The following is a 21,368-nucleotide window of genomic DNA, read 5'->3' as shown; positions in this document are numbered from 1 at the left end:
ACCGACGCGCTCTCTTGGCATCACTGGACTAGGTACGACGTGAAAACACTCGCTGCGAACAACAATAAAACCTCCCGTTGGGCCCCCCTTGCCCTGGCCTTGGCGGTCACTGCCGCCATGCCTGCGGCCTACGCCGACGAGGCCATTCATATCAAGGCCCAGGCCCTGGGCGCGGCGCTGAGCCAATTGGGCCAGCAAACGTCGCTGCAAGTGTTTTTCAGCCCGCAGATGGTGGCCGGCAAACACGCCCAGGCCGTCGACGGCAACCTGTCGCCGGAACAGGCCCTGCGCCAGCTGCTGCAAGGCAGTGGCCTGGACTATCAGATCGACTCGGGCTCGGTGACGTTGCATCCAGCCTCCACGGGCACCGGTGAAGCCGGTTCACCCCTGGAGCTGGGCGCCACCGCGATCAAGGTCGTGGGTGATTGGCTGGGCGACGCCAATGCCGAAGTGGTGCAGAACCATCCCGGCGCGCGTACCGTAATCCGCCGCGAAGCTATGGTGGAGCAGGGCGCGATGAACGTCGGCGACGTGCTGCGCCGGGTTCCCGGGGTGCAGGTGCAGGAAGCCAACGGCACCGGCGGCAGCGATATTTCCCTCAACGTCGGCGTACGCGGCCTGACGTCCCGCCTGTCGCCGCGTTCCACCGTGCTGATTGACGGGATTCCCGCGGCGTTCGCCCCCTACGGCCAGCCGCAGTTGTCGATGGCGCCGATTTCCGCTGGCAACCTGGAGAGCATCGATGTGGTACGCGGCGCCGGTTCCGTGCGTTATGGACCGCAGAACGTCGGCGGTGTGATCAACTTCGTGACCCGCGCGATCCCCGAGACCTTTTCCGGCGAAGTCGGCACCACCCTGCAAACGTCTTCCCATGGCGGCTGGAAACATGTCGACAATGCCTTTATCGGGGGGACCGCAGACAACGGCATCGGCATGGCGCTCTTGTATTCCGGGGTCAATGGCAACGGTTATCGCGACAGCAACAACGGTAACGACATCGACGATGTGATCCTCAAGACCCACTGGGCACCGACCGATCAGGATGACTTCACGCTCAACTTCCATTACTACGACGCCCGTGCCGATATGCCGGGAGGCCTGACCCAGCAGCAGTTCGACGCCAACCCTTATCAGTCGGTGCGCGACTGGGACAATTTCAGCGGCCGGCGCAAGGATGTGTCGTTCAAGTACATCCGCCAGGTTGACGACCGTACCCAGGCGCAAGTGCTGACGTACTACTCCGACAGCTTTCGTGGCAGCAACATCGCCAGCCGTGACCAGCAGACCCTCGGTTCGTTTCCTCGCACCTACTACACCTTTGGCATCGAGCCACGGGTGTCCCATGTGTTTGACCTGGGCCCGACCAGCCAGGAAGTCAGCGTCGGCTACCGCTACCTGAAAGAAGGCATGCACGAGCAGGCCAGCACTCTGAGACTGGTCAACAACGTCCCCACCCCGGTCGGTCAAAATGACGGCCACGTTTATCAGGACCGTACCGGTGGCACCGAGGCCAACGCGTTCTACATTGATGACAAAATCGATGTCGGCAAATGGACGATCACCCCAGGTATCCGCTTTGAGAGCATCCGCACCGAATGGCACGACCGCCCGGTAGTGGGCTTGAACGGCACGCGTACCCAGGAGAAGCACCGCGAGATCAAGAACAACGAACCGCTGCCGGCCCTGAGCGTGATGTACCACGTCTCCGATGCCTGGAAACTGTTTGCCAACTACGAAACGTCCTTCGGCAGCCTGCAGTATTTCCAATTGGGCCAGGGCGGTAACGGCGACCAGACAGCCAATGGCCTGCAACCGGAAAAGGCCAAGACCTACGAGGTCGGCACCCGCTACAACGATGAGGTCTGGGGTGGCGAAGTCACGCTGTTCTATATCGACTTCTCCGATGAGCTGCAGTACGTCAGCAATGACGTGGGTTGGACCAACCTCGGCGCCACCAAACACACGGGTATCGAAACCTCGGCCCACTACGATCTGTCCAACCTCGACCCACGCCTGGAGGGCTTGAGCGCCAACGCCGGCTTCACCTACACCAGGGCGACTGCCGAGGGCGATGTGGCGTTCAAGGGCCGTGACCTGCCGTTGTATTCGCGCCAGGTGGCGACCCTGGGGCTGCGATACGCGGTCAATCACTGGACCCACAACCTGGACGCCTACGCTCAGTCCGGCCAGCGCGCACCCGGCACCACCAGCACCTATATCACCCAGCCGACCGCTGACGGCCAGTACGGTGATATTCCGGGATATGTGTCGGTCAACGTGCGCAGTGGCTATGACTTTGGCGCCCAACTGTCGAACCTGAAACTGGGCGTGGGGGTAAAAAACCTGTTCGACCAGCAGCACTACACCCGTTCCAGCGACAACAACGCCGGGATTTACCTGGGCGAGCCGCGTACGTTCTTTGTGCAGGCGAGCGTGGGCTTCTGATCAGGTGACGGCTGCGTCGCCGCGGCTCGAACGAGCCGCGGCGATGTGCCTGCTGATCCAAGACGGCTGCTGACGCACTTCAGCGTTTTTCCTTGTACCGCCGCGTATAAACCTGACGATTCTTCTGTGCAGCTTGAAGAGGTGAGGGTTGCATTTCCTACCTTTTTTATGCGGCTTTCATCGCTTTCAGGAACCGAACTCCGTAGGCCTGCCACACACCATCAACCCACCGTGCACGGGTGCCTTGTGATAACTGCGTTGTCGAGGTGCTTGGGTGCGTGAGGTGGACCGTGTCAACAAGTCGTACTGGAGAACATTTATGTCGGTACCTGCGTTCAATCAGCCGGTTGTCAATCTACCCACTGACGACACACGTCAAGGGGCCCCTCAAGGGGCCAGCGCCAAAGAGGCAAAGGCTCCGGTTATCGGGTCGCCTTCCAGTGGCCCGAGTTTCAGCGCGCCTGCGGCTAAGTCGGGCCCGGTGTTCGCCGGGGCACCACCGTTGGCGCCTGCCGCTGCGGGGGCCCGCGACCAGGGGGCCAGCCAGGCTTCCACATGGCAGAACGACTCCTCTCGGGGAGTGTTCGGCCGCTTGAAAGGGTTTTTCTTCCCCGCCAGGCCGCCCCATTACGGGCACATGCCGCACAGGCCTCAGCCGGGCCATGGGCATCCACCGCACATGGCCCATCCGGGTCACGGGCATCCGCCGCACAGGCCCCATCCGGGCCACGGGCATCCGCCGCAAAGGCCTCATCCGATCCATGGAGGCCCGCCGCCAAGGCCGTTTCCCCAGCAGCCCGATCCGCACTATTCAAAGCGCAGCCATGAGCAGTTGGCCCAACAGCTGCTGGATAAATTCCAGGCATTCACGGACCCGAGAAACCCGGGCTACGTGACGCGGCAAAGTCTGAGCAACATGGCGGAAAGACCGTTGACGGGCAATCCGGGCATGGATCAGAACATCAGGCTGGCCAGGGAAATCCTGAAGCGGCCGGAGCTCATGGGCGCCCTGGACCGCGACGGGCGCACGGGCGTGCAAGACAACCGGTTCAGCTGGCAGAACATCAACGATGTTGTACGTTCCAGCAATCCGTTGAAGTTCCAGGATGACAAGCAACTGGCCAGCACGATGCTGGAGAACTTCAACAAGTTGAAGGGCGGGTTCTGGAGCCAGACCATCCAAATCGCTGATCTGCGTGCCCTGGCCCAGCGTCCTCTGACAGGTAACCCGCAAAGGGATCAACTCGTCCTCCTGGCGAAAGAAGTCGTCAGCCGGTCGAGCCTCTTGCAAAAAATGGACAACATCGCAGGCCATCACTACGACGGCCGGATTAGCCGACAAACGCTACGTCAACTGATGTCCTAGTCAACCATCGGTACTGCGCAGGTGTTCCAGCAGCGGGAAAGGTCGCAGGCTCTGCGCGGCTTTTACCGGTGCGCCTGTGCCGTATCAATCGGCAGGAACTGTTTTGTGCTGTTTGCCACATAACGTGTATTCGACGGCCTTTATGACGCCGACGGTTTCACTCAAAGAGAGGGTGTTGACATGACTTCAACGTCACTTGGAACTCAAACTCCCGGTCTGCCGCAATCCCTTCTTGCACCCACCCGTGACAATGGCGAGCAGGGTCGACGCTTCGGTGCCCAGGCTCAGCACAAGCCTGTCGAAGAGGGGGCTGAAGCCCTGCGAGAAACGTTCTTTCCCGGGCAGTACACGTTCAAGGCACCGGCGGCGGATGATTTCGCCAAAGGCCTGCTTCCTCATCGTGTCCCCCACACCTCTGGTGCCCCGATGCCGGAAACGGCGGGCACGACAACCGGATTGATCAGTGCATTGAAGGTCTTGCTGGGTGTTTCCAGATAGGTCGCGTTGGGGGTGTCGAAAGACGGACTGAGGCTGCCCCAGGTCCTGCCAGTTGTTTACATGCAGTCATCGAAATTGATCGGCCGCCCCGGAACCATTGTGGATGCCAGGCCACATACTTTGCGTTTGTTGGAGCGCCACTATTGCAGTGACAAGGGTGGTAGCCGGTCTGAGTAGGTGTCTATAAAAGGTGGATATGAAACATGGCAATTGACGGTGGGGTAACTCTCCTGCGGCCCGGTAGTACGAGCCGCCATGATGCGATACCGGATGACGCACAACAAAAAGCTCATGCTGCTTCAAGCGAAACCACACCCCGTGGCTGGCAGGATGATAATCAGCCGTTGCCCAGTACGATTCGTTCTTCGGGTTTCCGGCGTCCCCTGCGCTGGGCCACGCCGGACGAGATCACGCTGCATCATCAGGAGCTGAGAAACACGCCGTTGGTGCGCGCAACCGATGTAAACCCCTTTACCCAACTGCCCGATAGCCAGCTAGTGACGGCGCTGGGTGAGCATTTTTCCGTGCTGGAAAGATTTCATGAAAAATGAAGGATTGAAACTGTCGGCGCTGCGGCAAATCGCCAGTGAAAAAATGACTGACACACCCGCACGCAACAACGCCATCCTGCTGGCCAGGGCACTTGTCCAGCGCCCGCGATTGATCGACGCGATTGTCGATGAGCGAGGGGTCATCACGCGGCAAAGCCTGTCAAAGGCCGTGCAGGCAGTGTTCGGCAACAGCGACCCCAATGCCTTCAGCTCGGACCCTTTTCACGCCAAGACCAATGTCGAGCTGGTGCAGGCATTCCGGGATGCATTTGATGAACTTCGGGACAGGTCCCGGGACCGCATGAACTTTTTTGAGCAGGTCGGCTTCGTCCAGATCGAGAGGCTTGTCTCAATCAGCAAGGACCCGGACGAAACGGACACCCAAGGCACGGTTATCCGGGACCCCGCCACGGGTCTGCCGAAAAAGATGTACAGCGAACAGCTGGTATACATGTCAAAAAACCTGGTGGACCGTCCCAGGCTATTGAACTCACTGGCGCGCATCCATTCAGGCTGGCGACGCATTTATGGCAGTCGCTACCAGAAGGAGTGGTTGAGCAGCAAAGACCTCGACGGCTGGCTGGAAAACAACAAGAGCCAGTAGCCCCCCGGACTCATGACACCCGCAGGATTTTCCCGCTGATCGCCACGCCCAGCAGGAGCACGGCGATCAACACAAAGGCGACGCTCAAGCTGCTGCCATGGGCGATAAAGCCGATCAGCGCCGGGCCCGCGAGAATGCCCGCATAACCCAGGGTGGTGATGGCAGGCACCGCAATGTGCTCCGGCATGACCGTTTGCTTACCGACAGCGGTGTACAGCACCGGCACGATATTCGAACAGCCGGCGCCTACCAGCGCATACCCCAGCAGTGCGGTTTCCCACGCCGGGAGCAGCGTGGCCAGGAGCATGCCGGCGGTGGCCAGCAAGCCACCGATCACGATCACCCGTTTGGCCCCCAGGCGACGAACAATTGCATCGCCGGTCAGGCGGCCGATGGTCATGGTCAAGGCAAACGCCGCATAGCCCAGGCCCGCATAGGCCTCGTCGAGGCCGCGTTCGTCACTGAGGAACACGGCGCTCCAGTCGAGCACGGCACCTTCAGCCAGGAACACGATAAAACACAGGCAACCGATAAACAGCACCACGCCGTGGGGGATGGCGAAGGCGGGGCCGGAACTTTCACTGCCGTAGGGCAGCAAATGGGGGGCCGCCTTGAGCAGTGCGGCCAGCGTAATCACGATCACCACCAGGGTCGCCGACAGCGGTGACAGGCCCAGGCCGAGCAAGGCGCTGACGCCCGCCGCCCCCACGATGCCTCCCAGGCTGAACAGCCCATGGAAGCCCGACATCATCGTCTTGCCACTGGCCCGTTCTACGATCACGGCTTGCAGGTTGACGGTGGAGTCTACCGTGCCAAGGCCGGCACCAAACAGAAACAACCCGGCCATCAGCAACGGTATCGAGCTGACGGTAGCCAGCATCGGCAAAGCCACGCAGAGGAGAATGGTCCCGGCGCTGAGCACGCGTCGGCAGCCAAAGCGTGACGCGAGCGCGCCCGCTACCGGCATGGCGATGATGGACCCCACCCCCAGGCACAGCAGCAACAGGCCCAGCGTACCTTCGTTGAGTTGGGCACGGGCCTTGGCGTAGGGCACCAGCGGTGCCCAGGCCGCGATGCCAAAGCCGGCAATGAAAAACGCGATGCGGGTCGACATTTGTTCCAGGCGTCCCGGAATCACAGGCGCTGGAGTGGGGATGGCAGTCATGAAAGTCCTTGATTTTGCGTTCAGCGAACGATGTCCGGCGCGACATCCTTGCACATCAGGCCGTATCGAGCGAGCCAGGTTCCCGTGGCCCCTGCGAACTTTTTTTTTACAACATGGAACACTTTGCCGGTGAGCGCCACATAGAGGCTACCGGGCTCGCTTGAGGTGGCCTGGATGGTGCGTAATCCCTGGGAGTGGCGGTGAACCCCAGGCTGCTTGCAGAGGATTACCACCTTCCAGGCCACTTTGGCGGGTGGTATCCGGGGCCGATATTCCCCACAATCACCCGGCGCTTTTCCCATGCCGAGGTGGATGACCCCATGACCCTGTTCTACGACGCTCGCGGCAATATCTACGGTGTGGCCAGCCCGGCCCTGTTACGCAGCCGGGGCATTGCCGTGCCCGATAGCGCCGCCCTGGCCGCCAGCACTCGCCAGGCGTGGGCGGCGTCGGCGATAGCGTCCGAATGCGGCTGGGGCACGTCGCCGCGTCCAGCCCAGGCCAAGGCCTATCGCTGCGATGGTTTGCTGGTCGGGCCGTTTCAGGCATTGCCACCGTATGACCTGCTGATCATCAACACCGATGGCTCCCTGGCCGAGCGCAGCGGCAATGGCTTGACGATTTTTGCCCAGGCCCTGACGGACGCGGGGCTGATGACTGGGGCCTGTGAGCTGCGGGTGCACCATGACAAACCGGATGCCCCCTCAACGGTGGCGACGTGGGTTGAGCCGGCGGTCCACCAGCAGGTTGCGGGGTTCTGGTTGACGTTGGGCCAGCCAGCATTCGGGCCCCAGGCAGTGGGGGCCGTGGGGTTGGCGAGCAACGAGCCTGCCCGTGTGAGTGCGCTGGCTGCGATCAACCCGCAATGGGCACGCAGTGAGTTTGTGCGTATCGGCAACCCCCATTGTGTGACCTTGGTCGAGCACGCATCGGCCTTGCCGGACAATCGGCAAATGCATCAGCCGGGGGTGTTCGCGCCCTTGAAAGCGATTGCCTTTGCCCCGCCGGCAGGTGATGGCCGGCCTTGTGCTGCCGGGATCAACCTGCAGTGGGCCGCGCGCGATTCTGCCAATCGGGTGATCGCCCGGGTATTTGAGCGCGGCGAAGGCCCCACGGCATCCTCCGGGACCAGTGCCAGCGCGGTGGCCTGTGCAGCATGGCGCGCGGGGTGGGTCGAGGCGGGGGAGGTTGCGGTGGTGATGCCGGGTGGCACGGCGCCGGTACGTTTGCATGCTCAGGCCGGGACGTTGCTCAGTGTCAGTCTGTTCGGGGCCGCAACGCTTCAAGGCTGAGGACGCAAGTATTCGGTAGCTTAAATAAGTGTCAGTTGTTTCCTTATTGTTTAGTTATCGCCTGGTGTATTACGTAAGTGATTTCTTGTTATTAATGCATGATCTGTTTTGCGGATTTCTCATTTTGTAAAAGAGACTTCCACCTTGTTCGTACGAAACTTCTTTTTTATTTTCAAAGTGCCGAATGTTCGCGGATCTCGCTAATCTTTAGAGCGTTCAGGCACTTTCTTTGGCCGCGCGATTGAGCTTGGCGGGGGAGAGTATTTCAATCAGATAGCGGACGGCGGGTAACAACGGATGGTTAATGCGCTTGTTTCGTCACGTTTCAAATTTATCCTGCAAAGTGTGGAAAATGACTTTCAAGTCCTGGCATTCAAAGGCCGCGAAGCCCTTGATCAGCCCTACTTCATCGAGGTGCAGTTGGTCAGCGAAAACCCTGGCCTTGATCTGGAAGCATTGCTGCACCAGCCGGCCTACCTGGGCTTCGGCGAGGAGGGCGAAGGTCTGCATGGGCAGGTGTATGCAGTCGGCCGTGATGACCCCGGGGCCCGGCTCACCCGTTATCGTCTGACCCTGGCACCGCGCCTGGCGTGGCTGGAACACCGCCGTGACCTGTGCATCTTTCAACAACGCAGCGTGCCGCAGATCATTGCGGCCGTGCTCGAACGCCACGGTATCCTGGCCGACGCGTATGCCTTCGAATTGGGCCCGGTGGTCTATCCGCCACGTACATTCTGTGTGCAATACGCAGAAACCGACCTGCACTTTATCCAGCGACTGTGTGAAGAAGAGGGGATTCACTACCACTTTCGCCACAGCCCGCACGCCCATGTGCTGGTGTTCGGTGATGACCAGACAGTGTTTCGCCGCTTGCCTGTACAGCGTTATCGCCCGGCCAGCACCGAGGCGCCGGGCATCCAGCGCTTCGATGTGCGCCTGGCCACCCGCAGCCGCCAGGTCGTGCGTCGTGATCATGACTTCGAGCACCCTGCGCGGTGCCTGCAAGTGCAAGCCGGGGCGCCATTGGTGCTGCCGCTTGAGGACTATCACTACCCCGCAGGTTTTACGGGGCAGGCACGCGGCGTGCAACTGGCGCGTCGCAGCCTGGAGCGCCATCAGCGTGACCACCACCGGGCCTTGGGCAAGAGTGATCAACCGGCGTTATGCAGTGGCCATTTCCTGCCGTTGAGCGATCACCCGCAGCCCTCCTGCAATGACTTGTGGCTACTGACTTCAGTGCGTCACGAGGGGTATCAACCACAGGTGCTGGAAGAGGCGATGCCGGGCAGTGAAGTGTTCCAGGGATATCGCAACCGCTTCAACGCCACACCCTGGCGCGCGGTCCACCGCCCGGCGCTCAAGCACCCCAAACCGACAATCACTGGTAGCCAGACGGCCACCGTGACGGGGCCGGTGGGCGAGGAGGTGCACTGTGATGCCTATGGTCGGGTGAAGGTGCGGTTTCACTGGGATCGGTTGGACAAGACGAGTGATAAAAGCAGTTGCTGGGTGCGAGTGGCCTCCGGGTGGGCTGGTGACGGCTTTGGCGCGATCATGACGCCCCGGGTCGGCATGGAGGTGCTGGTGACGTTCCTGGACGGCGATCCTGATCGGCCTTTGATCAATGGCTGCCTGCCCAATGCGCGGCATCTGCCCCCTTATCCGTTACCGCAACACAAGACCCGCAGTGTATTGCGCAGCCGCAGTTCCCCCGGTGGCGCGGGCGCCAACGAACTGCACCTGGAGGACCACCTGGGCAAGGAGCTCATTTACCTGCGGGCCCAACGGGACCTGCAGCAACAGGTGGGGCATGACTGCCACCTGGACGTCGGGGGCGATCGACGTGAAACCATTCGCGGCCTGAGCACGGCGTACCTGGAAAGCGAGGAACACCGCGACGTTCGCGGCAATCGCAAAGTCCTGATCGGGGCCGGCGATCACCTGCAGGTAAAGGGCGACAGCCAGGCCTACATCGGCCAGGCTCTGGTGATCGAGGCGGGGCAACAGATCCATCTCAAGGCGGGCGCCAGCCTGGTGATCGACGCGGGTGCGCAGTTGAGTTTCAAGGCGGGAGGCGAACACCTGCTGATCCAGTCTGGCGGAATTTTCAGCAGTCGCCCCATCACCCTGGGTGGCTTGCCAGGGGTCGCACGCTCGGCCAACCCCGTGGGCCCGGGCGATAACCCATCATCGCCTCCGCGCGCCGCGGGTGTTCCCTCCATTTCAGTTATCCAGGGCGCAATCATGCACAGGGCGAGGCAACTGGATGCGGATTTTTGCCCAGTGTGCGAGCGCTGCCGCGAAGGTGTGTGTGACATTCGCGGGAGGGTTGCGTGATGTCGCCCGGCCAATGGATGGCCCAACAGCAGCAGGCAGGGCGCCGCTTGTGTCTGGTCCTCGAGGGAAGCAGCGATGCGCGCTTGCCGTTGATAGCGTCCCGCAACCTGGCGCAATGTCTTAGCGTGTACGGTGGCAGCGCAGTGGCGGCGCTAGCGGCTACAGGGCCGGTGATCCTGCTGGTGGAGCAATTCGGTGAACCCGCGCTGGTGAGCTTGCTGGAGCACCCGCAGGCGAACTGGGGCTGGCTGGGCAGCTTGCCCGACACAGACCTGGGTGGCGTTATCGAGCATTGGCACGCGCGGATGCTGGTGGGGCCGCCGGGCAAGCAGGCCCTGTACCGGTTCCACGACAACCGCACCTTGGCGCGAGCGCTTGCCTGCTTGCCGGTAGCGCAACGGCCAGCCTATCTCGGGCCGCTGATCAGTGTGTGCTACTGGTATGAAGACCAATGGTGCAGCGCCAGCAACCCTGCGCCCGGCCATTACCCGGTACCTGATCCCGCCCCATGGCTCAGCATTCCCAACCCCCAGGCCTCGGCCATTCTGCACGCCAATATCCTGCGCTACCTGCTGGCTGAACACAGTGAAGACCTCGCGGCATTGGCTGAATTCCAGGACCCGAAGGTATGGCTGGCCCAGGTACTGGAACAGGCCCGCACCTGGCAATGGCGCGGGGCGCAACAACTGGAGTTTTTGGTGGTGCGCCGGTTGGAGGAAGCGACGGGGGCCAGCGTGATCCGGTGGCAGCCGTTGGCGGGTGAGGCGCCGGGAGATCACTTTGCACGGGTGTTTGCGCAGTGGCACACCTTGAGGGAAAAACATGAGTAGGCGGGCATGCGGTGCGTTACTGGTCGTGGGCATGGCGTGGTTGGCGGGATGTGCAAGCGTGCCCGCAGAGCGTTTTACCTTGCAGGTAGACCTGCCGGCCAATTTTCGATTCAAAAGCGCGGCCAACTACAGCCCCGCCGCAGGCGAAAGCTGCACCTTGCCAGTGCGCCGAGGCAAGAGGCCAGAGCGCAAGGTCTTCAGCGTTGCGTATAACACCGCAGCCAGCCGCGTGACCCAGGACCTGCCGCTGACTGAAACGGTAGAAGGTTGCCCGTTGGTGTTGCGCAGTGTGGAGTTTGATTTTTACGCACGGTGGGGAACGCGGGACACGGATATCGGGGGGGATATTGCGGCGATCTACATTCAGGACCGGGCAGGAGGGGAAACGCCTGGGTTGGAGACTTTGGAGTTGAAAGGGCGATGTCAGTGGTTGTTTCGTACCCTCGGAACACAGCATGCCATCAGGAAAATTCTTAAATGCAATTCACTGGACAACGAAGGGCAACTACAGAAGACACGGGCAGGTGGCGTAGTACTACACGATCAACTCCCCGGAAATACACTTAACTTGGTGATGGAAGTTTCGGACGAAGAGAGGCCTTATATGGGGAATACCTGGATCCGTTTCCCTCACGGGTGGAAGCGTTGTCTGGGGAAAAACATGGACGATCAATACGGTTTTTGCGCGAAGGATGCTCCCCCTTTCAGGTCTTTCAAGATGCCTGACGGGCGTGAATGCAATGTTTACCCAACCTGCACTGAATAAGGATATTCAGCTATGGCTATCGAAGAATGGAAGGCACCGTTTTTCAGCGAAAAAATGCCGGCTTGCCCGTTACGTGGATGTTGGCTGAGTTTTTCCCTGGTTGATGAAACCGGCAATGGGAAAGCCTATGGAGGGCTTACTTATTCGGTCCTGGATAGTAACGGACAGCGGCACATTGGGCGCTTGGACGGTGATGGCTATGTGAAGCTGGCCAACCAATACAGAGGCCCATTGGTTCTGACTTTCGAGGCGGTTCATGAGTCATCTGGAGCTGATTATCACGGAGTATTGCAAGCGCGAGATCACTACCCCTTACCTATCAGCGAGCTTCAATTTCGAGCTGAACATACTCGATTTGTGCGCAATGACGGCCTGCGGGTCGAGCAAAATCCGGCCCAGGAGCAAGCGAATCGTTTCTACCAAGTCGAAGTCCGCGACCTCGTCCGCCATGCCGCCCATTTGCCGCCTGCTGCGCCCCGGCCTTTCGCCCCCCGACGGCATGCCCTGAAAATGATGGCCGACCTTGGATTCGGCCCACCGCAGCCTGCATTGTCGGGTGTGGTGCTATTCCCCAACCAGCACAGCGTACTGGAGGTCCGGCCCTTGCGGGCGTTGCGCCCGATGCTGTCCACCGAGGATGGGTTCTGCGCCTTGAACCTGTACCAACTGGCATTGATGGCGACCTTGAGCTACTGCCCATTTGGCCAGGAGCCGGCCACCCAACCGCAAGATGAGGTCCGTTTTCCCGTGGACCCAAGCATTGGCCATCTGTTTGCTGAAAAACTCTCGGGGTATGAGCAAGCCTGGAGGGTCGACGCTGGGCAAGTACAACGGTTTTACCCGCTGTATGAAGAGGTCGCCTATTCCCAGCGTTTCGAGATCCTGCCCTTCGATCCCCAGTTGTATCTGCAAAACAGCCCGAAGCTCGCGGGCGAGCAGGAGCATCCGGCGAACCTGCATTTTTTCGATGATGAAGAGCTGGGTACTGATACCCAGGCCTTTATCAGTCATCACGATGAGATCGTGCTGATTTCTGTACGGGGTACGGCCAGTGCCGCTGATGGCCTGCGTGATGCAAACGCCCACCAGGTGCCGTTCGCGGATGGCATCGGCAAGGCCCACGAAGGTTTTTATCAGGCCTATCGAGCCATGCGCGACTTCGTGCTGCGCTACCTCGATCAGTTCTACAGCGGCCAACGTATCGTGATCTGCGGCCATAGCCTGGGAGGGGCAATCGCCCTGCTGCTGGCAGAGGGACTGCGCCGGGTCAAAGATGCCGACTACAACGTGCTCCTCTACACCTACGGTGCGCCGCGTGCCGCTGACGCGGAATTTATCAGAGGCGCGGCAGACCTGGTCCATCACCGTATCGTCAACCACAATGACCCGGTTCCCAGCGTGCCGGCACCCTGGATGAACACCACGGCCAAACTCTGGGTTCCCGGCGCGGTGACGTTGTTCAGCGCCCCCGCGCCCGGAGGCCTGCTGTTTGCGGCGGGCCTGGTACGCGTCGGTGGCAATCCTTACTGGCACCACGGCGAGCAACAACACTTCATGCCGATCCTGCTCCCGGACGGCGCGCATTCATCGGTGCTGTGGAAGCCCGGGTGTGAGTCTCTGGAGGAGGCGGGATGCAATCGCGCCTTGTACCTGAGCGGCGATATGCCCGAGCGCGATAACCTGCTCAAGCAACTGTTCCAGGCCAGCCAGCATTTTATGGTCAGCAGCTACGTGCCGGCAGCCTGGGCGACCTTGCGTCGTTGGCAACAAACCCTGGATAACCGCGGCGCCCTCGTGACGTCGCGGGAGTACGCACTGATCGACGACGCCTTGGGCACCATGGGCCGCCAATTGCAGGATAAACAGTTGGAACTGCACCGTCGCCGACCAGCGAACGGGCGTAGCCATGAGCACTACGACGGCTTGGCCGCTGAAATCGACCGCTTGCAAATCAGTCGCCAGCGCCTGGAAAGTTTGCGCTGGCGCCGCCTGCAAGCCCGTGATGTCTATGGCAGCCATGCTCAGGGTGCAAACTTGCCAGCCAGCCTCAAACGCTGGTTCAGCCACCGGGAAAACCGTGAGCTATCGCAAGTGGCAAGCATCCCGCCGGCCTTGCATGACGAGCATGGCAAAGGCCAGCCGTTGGACCTCGACTCGATCGTTTAGCCCAGGGTTTTACAAAAAAGCCACCTGCGCCAGCTGGCGCTTCATCAACACCTTGCCGTTGCGGATCGAATACAGCGCCAGGCCCTGGCTGCGAATGACCTCGTAGTCGCTGTCGGCCGAGAGAATCAGCAGGTTGGCCGGCCGCCCCGGTTCCAGGCCGTAGCGATCGCCCAGGGCCATGGCTTTGGCGCTGTTGTCGGTGACAAGGTCCAGGGCCCTTTGCAGGTTGCTGTAGCCGAGCATATGGCAGATATGCAGCCCGGCTTCGAGCACCCGCAGAATATTGCCGTTGCCCAGTGGGTACCAGGGATCGACGATGGAGTCCTGGCCGAAGCACACGTTCATGCCGGCCTCCAACAGTTCGTTGACCCGGGTTACGCCCCGGCGTTTCGGGAAGTTGTCGAAGCGGCCCTGCAAGTGAATGCTTTCGGTGGGGCAGGAAACAAAGCTGATGCCAGAGTGCCCCAACAGCCGGAACAGTTTTGCGCAGTAGGCATTGTCGTAGGAGCCCATGGCCGTGGTGTGGCTGGCGGTGACCCGGCTGCCCATGTCGCGACTGCGGGCCTCTTCGGCCAGCACTTCGAGAAAGCGCGAGTGCGGGTCGTCGGTTTCATCGCAATGCACGTCGACCAGGCAGCCCGTGCGTTCGGCCAGGTCCATGAGGAACTTGACCGAGCTGACCCCTTGGTCGCGGGTGTATTCGAAATGGGGAATGCCGCCCACCACATCGGCGCCGAGGCGAATGGCTTCTTCCATCAATTCACGGCCATTGCGGTAGGACTCGATGCCTTCCTGGGGAAATGCCACGATCTGCAGGTCGATCAGGTGTGCGCTCTCCTGGCGCACTTCGAGCATGGCCTTGAGCGCCGTCAACTGCGGGTCGGTGACGTCCACGTGGGTGCGTACATGCTGGATACCATGGGCCGCCAGGGCCTGGATGGTCTGTTTGGCGCGGGTCTTGGTGTCTTCATGGGTGATGGTGGCCTTGCGTTCGCCCCAGCACTCGATCCCTTCAAACAGCGTCCCGCTCATATTCCAGCGCGGCTCGCCGGCAGTGAGGGTGGCATCAAGGTGGATATGCGGCTCGACAAAAGGTGGTACCACCAGGTTGCCCGCGGCATCCAGGTCGTCCGGGCCCATGGGCGGCGTGGCAGTTTGAGGCGTAATACTGGCGATCCGGCCATGTTCCAGCTGCAGATCATGCAGGCCTTCACGGTTGCGCAGGCGGGCATTGATGATATGCATGGGCAAGTTCCTCTTGGGCAAAAAGCAATCAGGCAGACAGCCGCCAGATCATCAGCGCGACGCCGATGTCCAGACGGTCATTGGGATTGTCCAGCGACAGCCCGCACAGGGCCTCGATACGTTGGACGCGGTGGGTCAAGGTGTTGCGGTGGACCGCCAACCGCTGGGACGCAGCCACAAGGTTACCATTGTCCAGGAACCAGGCTTGCAGGGTCGGCATCAGGCTGGGGCCGTGGCGCTGGTCATGGCGCAGCAGCGGCCCCAGGCGTTCATGGAGGAACTGCTCGAGCAGCCCGCGATCGCGTACCGCGCTCAGTAGCTTCAGCAGCCCTAGCTCATCGTAGACACAGACGCCGGCATGCTCGCCAAAGCGCCGGGCAACCACCAGCGCCTGGCGAGCTTCGTCCAGGCCCTGGGCGAGGCCGGCGGGCGGATGTTTTGCCGCGCTCAAGCCGATGCATAGCTTCAGCGGGGCCAGGCGCAGGTTCAACGGCCTCAGCCAATTTGCCAGGCGTTGCCGGTGATCTTCGGTGGCCGGCAGCAGCAAGGTCCATTGCCCAGCCCTGCCAAGTACGGGCAGGGGTGAGGGATGCTCGGCGGCGAACTGGCGCAATCGGCGGGTAATGCCTTCGTGTTGGCGAGCGAGTTGGGCTTCGGCCTCCCCAGCCACGGTTTGCGCAAATAACGCGTCGCTACCCTCCAGTTGTAACTGCGCCACTTGCCAGTGTCCGGCCAATGGCATGCCCAGTTGGCTGGCGCGATGCAACAGCAGGTCGAGGGATTGGTAGTCCCCCGCCAATAGGCGTTCCAGCACCTCATGCCGTGAACGCCCCAACTGCTCGGACTCGATCAGCGCCGAGCCGATGGCCTGGGTCACCAGGACCATTTTCAGCGAGTACGGTTGTTCGATCAGCGGCATCCCGGCGGCGTCGGCGGCTTGCAGCAACCCAGGGGCAATCCCCTGGATGTAATCCGCACCGGTCAGGATCACCAGGCCGGCGACACGCCGCGAGCAGGCTTCATCCAGCAGGCGCAGGAGATTGGCCTCATCACGCGGGTGGTTGATACCGGTGATGAACACCAGTTCGCCGCCCAGCACCCAGTCTGCAATGCCGCTGTTCTCGGCCACATAAGGCCAGCGCACGCCATTGTCCAGGCCTGCGCTACCGGCTCGCAGGGTCATGGACTCCAGCCCGGGCAGGGCCAGCACATCCGCCACGGTCAGGCTCATGCCTGGGCGTCAGCCAAGGGCACCCGCACCCGCAGGACCGCGGTGAGCAAGATGTAGGTGGCGGCCGCGGCGATAATTCCCACCAGCGGCGCGACCCATGGCGAACTGAACGCCAGCACCGTACCCACCCCATAGGCAATCAGCCCCGGCCAATTGAACGCGGGCAAACGCACCTCCGCCAGCCGAGGGTACTGACCGCGATAGCGATAGAAGAAATCGGCCATGATCACCCCGCCAATCGGTGGAATCACGGTGCCCAGCAAAATCAGATAGGGCACCAGCATGTCGTACATCCCCAGCAAGGCGAGCAGGGTGCCGATCACGGCGCCGACCAGGGTCACAGTCTTGCGGCGTTTGGTGCGCAGCAGGTTGCAGCCGGCGACGGCGAAGTTATAGATGGTGTTGTCCTGGGTGCTCCAGATATTGAGCAGCAACATGGCCATTGCAGCCATGGCGAAACCTTGCAGCAGCAACACCTCCACCACATCCGGCTGTTGATAGACGATAGCGCCGTAGGCCCCTATCAGCACCATCAGGCCGTTGCCGATAAAAAAGCCGATCAGGCTGGCCATGACTGCCACCTTGGCCGACCGGGAAAAGCGCGTCCAGTTGGTAGCCTGGGTTGCGCCACTGACAAAGGTGCCGAATACCAGAGTAATGGCCGTGGACAAATCCAACTCACCGCTGGGTACCACGGCAAGCAAGCCTTCCAGCCCTCCGATGTGCACCGTGGCCACCCACATCGACAGCAACAGCAGCAGGCCCATGGCCGGGACTGCGATGTAAGAGAGGATTTCCAGGCCGCGATAGCCCACGTAGGCCGTGGCGCAGAACACCAGGCCGAACAGCACCATCAGTGCCAGCACGCTGCCCTGGCCCAGCTCGAAATATTTGCCCAGTACCACGGCCGCCGTGGCGGTGCCCCAGGCGTACCAGCCAATCTGGGTGAAACCCAGGATCAGGTCACTCAACTTGCTACCCACTTCGCCAAAGCAGAACCGCCCCATCAGCACCGAGTTCAAGCCGCTCTTGAAGGCGATGTAACCCAGGCCTGCGGCGTAGATACCCAGCAGCAGGTTACCCAGGGCCACGACACCGAGCATCTGGGTAAAACTGAAGGCCACCCCAAGCTTGCCGCCGGCGAACATGGTCGCGGTAAAAAAGGTGAAGCCCAGCAACACCATGGCCGTGGAGCCAAGGCCCTTGCGTGCATGCATGGGTACTTCGCTGAGAGGGTAATCGTTGCCCGGTTCGTGCTGCGTCATGTGCCGTTCCCCTGTGAGTGACCCAGGGCCCGTTGCAGCCGGCGTGCCAACTGCCGGGCAGTGACGGCTGCACGGTGGACGCTGTGCAGGTTGCACACTATTCAGGGGGCGGGCGGGGAAGATAGAGGGGATTGCTTGTTGGTTATGCCCAGTCAGGCGCGAAAGCGGTGCAGCGGTGATACAAATTGGATCACCGTGCCGGGGTGTCAGTCGAACAGGGTCTGGGTGATTTCGCCGCGGTGAAAGGCGAAGGCTGCTTCAAGGTCACTCTCGATGGTGCGGCCGCGTGACAGGGGCGGCAGTTCGTCGAGGCGGAAGAAGCCGACGTCGGTGGTTTCAAACCCCGCGGTGGGGGCGGCCTGGTCGGTGCGCTCGCAGAGAAAGTACAACTTATAGAAGTCACGCACGTCGGGCCGGTACAGGCCCTTGGCTTTGTGGGTCACGCTGTACAACGTGCGTGCGGTGACGCTTAAGCCAGCTTCTTCGCGAAGTTCCTTGACGATGTTTTCTGCAGCCGACAATCCGATATCCGCATAACCCCCCGGTAATGCCCAACAGCCATCCGTTGCTTCGCGTACCAGCAGGATCCGCTCGTCTTCAATCAGCGCGCCACGCACATCGATCATCGGTGTTGAATAGCGCTGCGCGAAGTCCGAGACCAGGCCGGTAATGCGCTCCAGAGGCACTTGTCCCAACTGCGCAAGCATACTGTGGGCAATATGGGCGATCTCTTCCAGGCGTTCGCGCTCGAAGTCATCAGTGCAAAAGTGCAGCCCGGTGGATGCCAATGCCTGCAGGCGCTTGGCCTGGGCCAGCCAGGTGGATTCCATGGTTTGGTTCCTTGAGTTGCGGCGAAGTCTGGTTTTAATCGCTGTGATCCTCGAACGCAAACCCTTACGCCGAGGGGGCCTCAAAAATCGCCTCGATCGGCCGTTCAAACAGCCTGGCTATTTTGAAGGCCAACGGCAGGCTGGGGTCGTAGCGGCCCGTTTCGATGGCGTTGACGGTCTGGCGCGACACTTCAAGTTGTGCCGCCAGATCCGCCTGGGACCAGCCTCGCTCAGTGCGCAATTGGCGCATCAGGTTGTTCATCGATAACGCCTTGCGCCGATCACCGTGGCTATTGCCCAGATACCGCCCATGACGGGCCATACAAAAAACATCGACAGGCGGGGCAGGCCGGCGGTTTCCAGGAAGCCATAGCTGAAGGTGATCAGCGCCGTGCAGATAAATGCAATGCCCAGGGCTTCCAATTGAATCTTGCGGCCCATCTCATCCATTCGCCCCAATTGGCGGATCGCCACCAAGGCCATGGCGACGAGGGGAATGACCGGGACCAGGGCGAGGGAGATTTTCCCTGCGCCCTCGGGGGCGTCGGCCAGAAAGTGGGTACTGACAAGCACGGCAACCACATAGGCGGCCAGGGCGATGAAGAATTCCACCAAATAGCGTTTGATTGGCATGCGCGCGTTCCGCAAGTAAAGGGAGCTTTACATTAGGAGGGCAAATGTCGAGTGTCAAGCTCGCTTTACATTTTGCAGGCTCGATCCTGCAATCAATTCCAGGATTTACTCACCGCGATAAATACAGCCACTGGTGCAGGTCTCATGGATACGAATGGCGCTGAGTTCCGGCAGCAAGGGCTTCAACTCGTTCCAGATCCACTTGGCCAGCACTTCGCTGGTCGGGTTCTCCAGGCCGGGGATGTCGTTGAGGTAGTTGTGGTCGAGGCGCTCATAGAGCGGCTTGAAAATCGCCTTGATCTCCGAAAAGTCACGGATCCAGCCGGTATGCGGGTCAAGGTCGCCGCTCAGGTGGATGGCCACCTTGAAGGAGTGACCATGCAGGCGCCCGCACTTATGGCCTTCGGGGACGTGAGGCAAGCGGTGGGCGGACTCGAATGTGAACTCTTTGAAAATTTCCACGGTATGACCTGTAAGGCAGGAGTTTCTAGGGCGGTGTGCGGTTGTCAGTGTCGGGTGGGCGCTTGATGGGCCCAGGCGACCGACTTGGCGCGCATTCTAACCTGTTTTAAGGGCCGACCTAGTGGCGTGTATCAAGCGCGGTTATTCCTGGGACCACAACGTTGTGCTGACCTTGACCCCGTCCCCACACGGCAGTGAGTGCTGCGACCCTCGCCGCTGCAACTCTGCGAGTGCACGGGCACACTGCACCTGGCCTTGGGCCGCCGCGTTATCAATGCTGATGTTGCCGGTGGTTTCAGACACAAGGTCGCCGTTTTTCTCGACCCGGATCAATGGCCGCTCGGGCTTGATTTCAAACCGGCTTTTCGTCGGCTCGATGTTCAGTGCCAGGTCGGCAGGGGCGGCGGGCAATTGATCTTCGGGAACACCATACCGCTTGAGCAGCGAGAGATTGGGCAAGTCTTGTGCGCTTGTTGGGCCCACTGCCAGGAGCAGGAACAAACCAAGGCCATACATTATTCGGCGCTCAGAACCCATGATTGTATCTTTCCATGGTTGATTCTTGATGGGCTGGATTGAAGAACAACTTGTTGTTATCGCAACCGCGTTTAGGGCATGGAGTGTCCAACCAGAATGAAGAGCCGTAGCGGTTGCCGAACTGCGTGCCTGGTTCATAAACCTTGAACGAGGACGGGTTGAAACTACCGGTGCTGCAGCCGCTGGTAATCAGGGCAACAGCAAAGAGGCCCAGGAGCTTTATGGGGGTCATAGGGGGTAATCCGTTTTAAGTTGATCAGTGTTCTACAGCGCTGCCCAAGAGCCGGGCAGCATGTTCCAAGGCCTAGGCCTCTTCACTCTCGAATTCCAGCAAGTCGCCGGGCTGGCAATCCAGAGCGATACATAGCTTGTTCAGGGTTTCGAGTTTAAAGCCTTTGATTTTTCCGTTTTTCAATAGCGACAGATTGGCTTCCGTAATCCCAATGGCTTCTGCAAGCTGATTGGAGCGGATCTTTTTCTTCGCCATCATGACGTCCAAACGAATAATGATCGTCATGGTTTATATGATGCTTTTGTTTTCATCGTTAATAGCCTTGGACTCAGCCACTATTAATGAGAACGCACACAGAAATATGCCTTGGATGATTTCATAGACAGCGGTGGATGAAATACCAATGTCGATGCTGATGGCGCGCTCTCCGGAAGGCATATCAATCGCCAGGGCCAAACCCTGGAGGGTGTAAATCACAGGTGCCAACAGTGGGCTGATAATAAAAAGAAGTCCCATCCACCACAGCATCTTTATATTTGATTCGATCCAGATCTGTCCTTTGGAAAGACGCATGAAAAAAATGCCGGTCAGTAACAGCGCAACCACCATCAGGTCGGCAGGCAGCATATCCAATACCAGAAGCAGGCCGGTTGCCAGGGACGATGGCTGATAGTCCGGGGCCAACAGCAAAGGCATCTGGCTGCCATAGGTGCTCAGGTGACTGGCCAGGATATTCGAATAGTCGAAGATCCAGAGCAATGGGGTACAGCCGAACTCGACAAGTGCCACGGCCCACGCCAGCAACGCGGCAAAGGCTCCGATGGAGCGCAGGCGGCTGTTGGTGGAGACGGAATCCAGATTGTTGTCCATGTGTCGTTCCAAGCGCAGTTGATGGGGCGAATAATCCATGAAT

The 21,368-nt window shown here is 60.5% G+C and carries 21 protein-coding genes; 10 read left to right on the top strand and 11 right to left on the bottom strand.

Features of this window, described 5'->3' with window-relative positions:
• Positions 1–39: 39 nt before the first annotated feature.
• The 5 genes from GDV60_RS17520 to GDV60_RS17500 all read left to right on the top strand — a co-directional run bounded on the left by GDV60_RS17520 (position 40) and on the right by GDV60_RS17500 (position 5,464).
• Positions 40–2,445, top strand: a complete 2,406-nt coding sequence (locus tag GDV60_RS17520; RefSeq protein ID WP_159908243.1) for a TonB-dependent receptor — start codon at positions 40–42, stop codon at positions 2,443–2,445.
• Between the two features lie 319 nt (positions 2,446–2,764).
• Positions 2,765–3,811, top strand: a complete 1,047-nt coding sequence (locus tag GDV60_RS26885; protein WP_256679313.1) for a type III secretion effector protein — start codon at positions 2,765–2,767, stop codon at positions 3,809–3,811.
• A gap of 180 nt (positions 3,812–3,991) precedes the next feature.
• Entirely contained in the window at positions 3,992–4,309 is a 318-nt protein-coding gene (locus GDV60_RS17510; protein ID WP_159908241.1) for a hypothetical protein, read from the top strand.
• Positions 4,310–4,512: 203 nt separating this feature from the next.
• Entirely contained in the window at positions 4,513–4,860 is a 348-nt protein-coding gene (locus GDV60_RS17505; protein WP_159908239.1) for a hypothetical protein, read from the top strand.
• Positions 4,850–5,464: a type III secretion effector protein gene (locus GDV60_RS17500; RefSeq protein WP_070995545.1), complete on the top strand. Its 615-nt coding sequence runs from the start codon at positions 4,850–4,852 to the stop codon at positions 5,462–5,464. Before GDV60_RS17505 ends, GDV60_RS17500 begins: the two co-directional genes overlap by 11 nt.
• Positions 5,465–5,474: 10 nt before the next feature.
• Here GDV60_RS17500 and GDV60_RS17495 read toward each other — a convergent pair whose 3' ends face one another.
• Positions 5,475–6,629 carry an MFS transporter gene (locus GDV60_RS17495; RefSeq protein ID WP_029296682.1) on the bottom strand — a complete coding sequence of 385 codons (1,155 nt, stop codon included), beginning with the start codon at positions 6,627–6,629 and terminating at the stop codon, positions 5,475–5,477.
• A gap of 320 nt (positions 6,630–6,949) precedes the next feature.
• Here GDV60_RS17495 and GDV60_RS17490 point away from each other — a divergent pair, with 320 nt between their 5' ends.
• The 5 genes from GDV60_RS17490 (at position 6,950) to GDV60_RS17470 (ending at position 14,020) form a co-directional block, all read left to right on the top strand.
• Entirely contained in the window at positions 6,950–7,921 is a 972-nt protein-coding gene (locus GDV60_RS17490) for a diaminopimelate epimerase (RefSeq protein WP_133715051.1), read from the top strand.
• Between the two features lie 297 nt (positions 7,922–8,218).
• On the top strand, positions 8,219–10,258 hold the full coding sequence (locus GDV60_RS17485) for a type VI secretion system tip protein VgrG (protein WP_159908237.1): 2,040 nt from the start codon (positions 8,219–8,221) through the stop codon (positions 10,256–10,258).
• Positions 10,258–11,088 carry a DUF4123 domain-containing protein gene (locus tag GDV60_RS17480; RefSeq protein WP_159908235.1) on the top strand — a complete coding sequence of 277 codons (831 nt, stop codon included), beginning with the start codon at positions 10,258–10,260 and terminating at the stop codon, positions 11,086–11,088. The genes GDV60_RS17485 and GDV60_RS17480 overlap by 1 nt, the downstream gene beginning before the upstream one ends.
• A gap of 31 nt (positions 11,089–11,119) precedes the next feature.
• Positions 11,120–11,854, top strand: coding sequence for a hypothetical protein (locus GDV60_RS17475; protein ID WP_224791149.1), 735 nt, complete (start codon positions 11,120–11,122; stop codon positions 11,852–11,854).
• Positions 11,855–11,866: 12 nt separating this feature from the next.
• Positions 11,867–14,020, top strand: coding sequence for a lipase family protein (locus GDV60_RS17470; RefSeq protein ID WP_159908233.1), 2,154 nt, complete (start codon positions 11,867–11,869; stop codon positions 14,018–14,020).
• Between the two features lie 9 nt (positions 14,021–14,029).
• Here GDV60_RS17470 and codA read toward each other — a convergent pair whose 3' ends face one another.
• From codA to GDV60_RS17420, 10 genes are all read right to left on the bottom strand, one after another.
• Positions 14,030–15,265 carry a cytosine deaminase gene (gene codA, locus GDV60_RS17465; protein ID WP_159908231.1) on the bottom strand — a complete coding sequence of 412 codons (1,236 nt, stop codon included), beginning with the start codon at positions 15,263–15,265 and terminating at the stop codon, positions 14,030–14,032.
• Positions 15,266–15,293: 28 nt separating this feature from the next.
• Positions 15,294–16,496 (bottom strand): PucR family transcriptional regulator, encoded by a 1,203-nt coding sequence (locus tag GDV60_RS17460; RefSeq protein WP_159908229.1) that lies wholly within the window; start codon positions 16,494–16,496, stop codon positions 15,294–15,296.
• Positions 16,493–17,761, bottom strand: a complete 1,269-nt coding sequence (gene codB, locus GDV60_RS17455; protein ID WP_104910542.1) for a cytosine permease — start codon at positions 17,759–17,761, stop codon at positions 16,493–16,495. The genes GDV60_RS17460 and codB overlap by 4 nt, the downstream gene beginning before the upstream one ends.
• 206 nt (positions 17,762–17,967) lie before the next feature.
• On the bottom strand, positions 17,968–18,591 hold the full coding sequence (locus tag GDV60_RS17450) for an NUDIX hydrolase (protein ID WP_029296670.1): 624 nt from the start codon (positions 18,589–18,591) through the stop codon (positions 17,968–17,970).
• Between the two features lie 64 nt (positions 18,592–18,655).
• The gene (locus tag GDV60_RS17445; RefSeq protein ID WP_092238715.1) at positions 18,656–18,853 is read right to left on the bottom strand and encodes a helix-turn-helix transcriptional regulator; all 198 of its coding nucleotides are present in this window, start codon (positions 18,851–18,853) and stop codon (positions 18,656–18,658) included.
• Positions 18,850–19,224 (bottom strand): hypothetical protein, encoded by a 375-nt coding sequence (locus GDV60_RS17440; RefSeq protein WP_133715043.1) that lies wholly within the window; start codon positions 19,222–19,224, stop codon positions 18,850–18,852. The genes GDV60_RS17445 and GDV60_RS17440 overlap by 4 nt, the downstream gene beginning before the upstream one ends.
• A gap of 105 nt (positions 19,225–19,329) precedes the next feature.
• Complete coding sequence (gene queD, locus GDV60_RS17435; RefSeq protein ID WP_003190259.1) at positions 19,330–19,686, bottom strand: 6-carboxytetrahydropterin synthase QueD; 357 nt, start codon at positions 19,684–19,686, stop codon at positions 19,330–19,332.
• A 141-nt stretch (positions 19,687–19,827) separates the two neighbouring features.
• Positions 19,828–20,145: a hypothetical protein gene (locus GDV60_RS17430; protein WP_159908227.1), complete on the bottom strand. Its 318-nt coding sequence runs from the start codon at positions 20,143–20,145 to the stop codon at positions 19,828–19,830.
• A 382-nt stretch (positions 20,146–20,527) separates the two neighbouring features.
• A complete protein-coding gene (locus GDV60_RS17425; protein ID WP_029296656.1) occupies positions 20,528–20,740 on the bottom strand; it encodes a helix-turn-helix transcriptional regulator in 213 nt (70 codons plus the stop codon).
• Positions 20,741–20,743: 3 nt separating this feature from the next.
• On the bottom strand, positions 20,744–21,325 hold the full coding sequence (locus tag GDV60_RS17420) for a hypothetical protein (RefSeq protein WP_133715042.1): 582 nt from the start codon (positions 21,323–21,325) through the stop codon (positions 20,744–20,746).
• Positions 21,326–21,368 lie beyond the last annotated feature (43 nt).

The sequence above is a fragment of the Pseudomonas sp. DTU12.1 genome (assembly GCF_009873475.1).
Classification (GTDB): Bacteria; Pseudomonadota; Gammaproteobacteria; order Pseudomonadales; family Pseudomonadaceae; genus Aquipseudomonas; species Aquipseudomonas proteolytica.
The sequence above is the reverse complement of the archived record's forward strand: the minus strand, read 5'-3'. Positions and strand labels throughout refer to the sequence as shown.